The following is a 2,399-nucleotide window of genomic DNA, read 5'->3' as shown; positions in this document are numbered from 1 at the left end:
CAGGGCGTCAATCACTTGGGGACTTAGAATATTGCCTGTGAGGTATTGGATGCGTTCGTCAAGTCCCACTCGTTGGGTGAGTTCTTGGGCAATTTCGTTAAAACTCTTTCTTAATTCCACACATTGGATGTGACATTCCGTTTTATAACTAATGTATCGAGCCGGCCCACCAATACCGCTGCCAATGTCCAAAACTCGCGAGTTGGGGGATAGTGCCAAACGATCGATAGCGCGATCGCAAGCTTTGGTGCCAAAGTAGTGGTATTGGTCTAAGTGATCCAATTCTAGCAAATCTTCAATTTCCAAAGGACCTGTGGCTTTTCCTTTTTGTTTCAGTGCTTGGCGAATACTATGGATGCGCCAATCGTAAATCAAAGCTTCGTCTTTTGAAAGAGGATATTCTTTTTCTGATTGTGATAGTGTCATGGTTATTCCAAGGTAAGATTGTGTTTGGAAAGTCAAAAATCCTGGTTATTTGGGAAGGATTTCATATCAAGCATTTCGGATGGAGTAGATAAAAATGGCTCTACCGAACCTAGTATGCAGAAAAACGCGCTTATTGCCCACTAAGTATGAGGCCACTAAGTATGATTGGGCAGGTGATTTATAAAAAATCATTCTTTCAAAAACTAAAACTCCCGCCCAATCAAGATTAGATTAATTATTTCCTGACAGTTTTACATCGCCAATTTGGTAGACCCATAAAATCCTTACAAGCTCCAAATTCAGTAAGAATAACGGCATTCATTAACTCTGTCATGGTTCTTCAGCATTACTCCTGCTCAAGATTCTCGTAAGATAGCTCGAATTTCCATTAAAATTTCTCCCAGGCGATTCTTACCGCTCCTATCTTTCCCACAACCCCAATAATAATCCTGGGGAGCATCTTCCACAATTAGTTCGTCCCCTGTCCTCAGCAGAATTTCGCGGATATCAGCATGGGTTTGAAACTTACAGAGTAAGCCTCGCCCCATAACATCCTCTTTGATTTCTTCCCAATCCCTGCGCAGAGGACGAGTACGCTCTCGTCCCATGCTGGCAGCTTCTGCGGGAGTCTTGCAAGAGCGAATTTCTTCTACATGGGAGGTACCAGCAAATTTCTGGGCTTGGAAATAATGCTCTGAGGTGGGCCACCAGAGTCCGTCCAGTTCAAACCCATGGGGGGAAAAGTTGGAGAAACAACCATAGGGCTTTTCGCTAATGTCGTAAAAGTAAATCGTCACAGCTTGACTCCCAAAAATTTTACCCCAGGCGAAAATGCAAAATCCCCCACTGCATGTACCCTTTTTCGTAATACTCGATCCAGGGTTCAATGCTTTTCAAAGTTTTATCGGCCAATTCGGTGGAAGTAATTCTGACTACCTCCTGATAGCGTTCGCGCACTTCTTCCCCAAATCGTCGATAATGGATAGGGACATTTTCCGAAAGGTCAATAAAGTGCAATTCCTCAAAACCCAATTCCTGGGCTGTCTGACTATAAAAGCGATAGGAACCCATATCCTTGATACGCAGACGGTCAAAGGCTGGTTGCAGTAGCCCTGGTGGACAAGTCTCCTTTTGCATGGGGTCAGTAAAAATCAACTCTCCCCCTGGCTGTAGAACCCTCTTAATTTCTTCAAAGACCTGAGTGCGATCGCTACTGTGTAAAATGGCATCCTCGGACCAGACAATATTAAAGGAATTGTCTGGATAAGGAATATCCTCAAAACTTCCCTGAGTTACCTCAACTAAGTGCGCTAAATTCTGCTCTTGGTTCAGTTGGCGGTTCCGTTGATTTTGCCGCTCGCTTAAATTGAGACAGCAGACAGAACAACCGTAGGTTTTGGCCAGATAGCGCGCCGCCCCTCCATAACCAGCACCTAGATCGATGACTCGTGAATTGGGAGCTAGATTTTCCAGTGTTTGGGCAATTGTTTCCACCGTGCGCTTGGAGGCATCATGGATCGGTTCATCGGAACTCTTGTATATCCCATAAGTGATATGCTCCCCACCCCAGAAAGTAGCATACAATTGGTCTGTTTCTGCACCATCATAATAGGTTTGCGCTGTTTTCACCGCTTCTGAATAAGTGGTATTCATACCGCTATTTCCTTGGGTTCTAAGAGGATATCTGAAAAGTTTTTTATACTGAATTTTGCCCCCCTAACCCCCCAACTTTGGGGGGAACAAGAGTCAATTTGCTTGTAAAAGTCCCCCAGAATTGGGGGACCAACGGGGGCTTGGATGTAGCAAATGAGACTTCTCAGACAACCTCTAAGCTCTGAATCCTGATCACCATCCTTCTGGCGGCTTTTCTCATTCGGTATTTTTGTTTTCCCTTAGCCTTACTGATCTTTGAAATCAGATTATCTAAGTGTTGACATAGACGCTGAATCCCAGAAAAGTCACCATGTCCTATT

2 protein-coding genes and 2 pseudogenes are annotated in these 2,399 nt (G+C 44.3%); all 4 read right to left on the bottom strand.

All coding sequences use genetic code 11. The features are described 5' to 3' along the window. Positions 1–426, bottom strand: a pseudogene (locus F6K53_RS37440) (class I SAM-dependent methyltransferase); the annotation flags it as partial. A gap of 356 nt (positions 427–782) precedes the next feature. Further along, positions 783–1,223, bottom strand: a complete 441-nt coding sequence (locus F6K53_RS37435; protein WP_293084701.1) for an NADAR family protein — start codon at positions 1,221–1,223, stop codon at positions 783–785. Between the two features lie 19 nt (positions 1,224–1,242). Continuing rightward, positions 1,243–2,079 carry a methyltransferase domain-containing protein gene (locus F6K53_RS37430; protein ID WP_293084698.1) on the bottom strand — a complete coding sequence of 279 codons (837 nt, stop codon included), beginning with the start codon at positions 2,077–2,079 and terminating at the stop codon, positions 1,243–1,245. 175 nt (positions 2,080–2,254) lie between these two features. Continuing rightward, a pseudogene (locus tag F6K53_RS37425) lies at positions 2,255–2,399 on the bottom strand (RNA-guided endonuclease TnpB family protein); the annotation flags it as partial.

Origin of the sequence: Moorena sp. SIO4A1 (assembly GCF_010672065.1) — a bacterium.
Classification (GTDB): domain Bacteria; phylum Cyanobacteriota; class Cyanobacteriia; order Cyanobacteriales; family Coleofasciculaceae; genus Moorena.
Note: the sequence above shows the minus strand (reverse complement) of the source record. Positions and strands in the feature narration are given on the sequence as shown.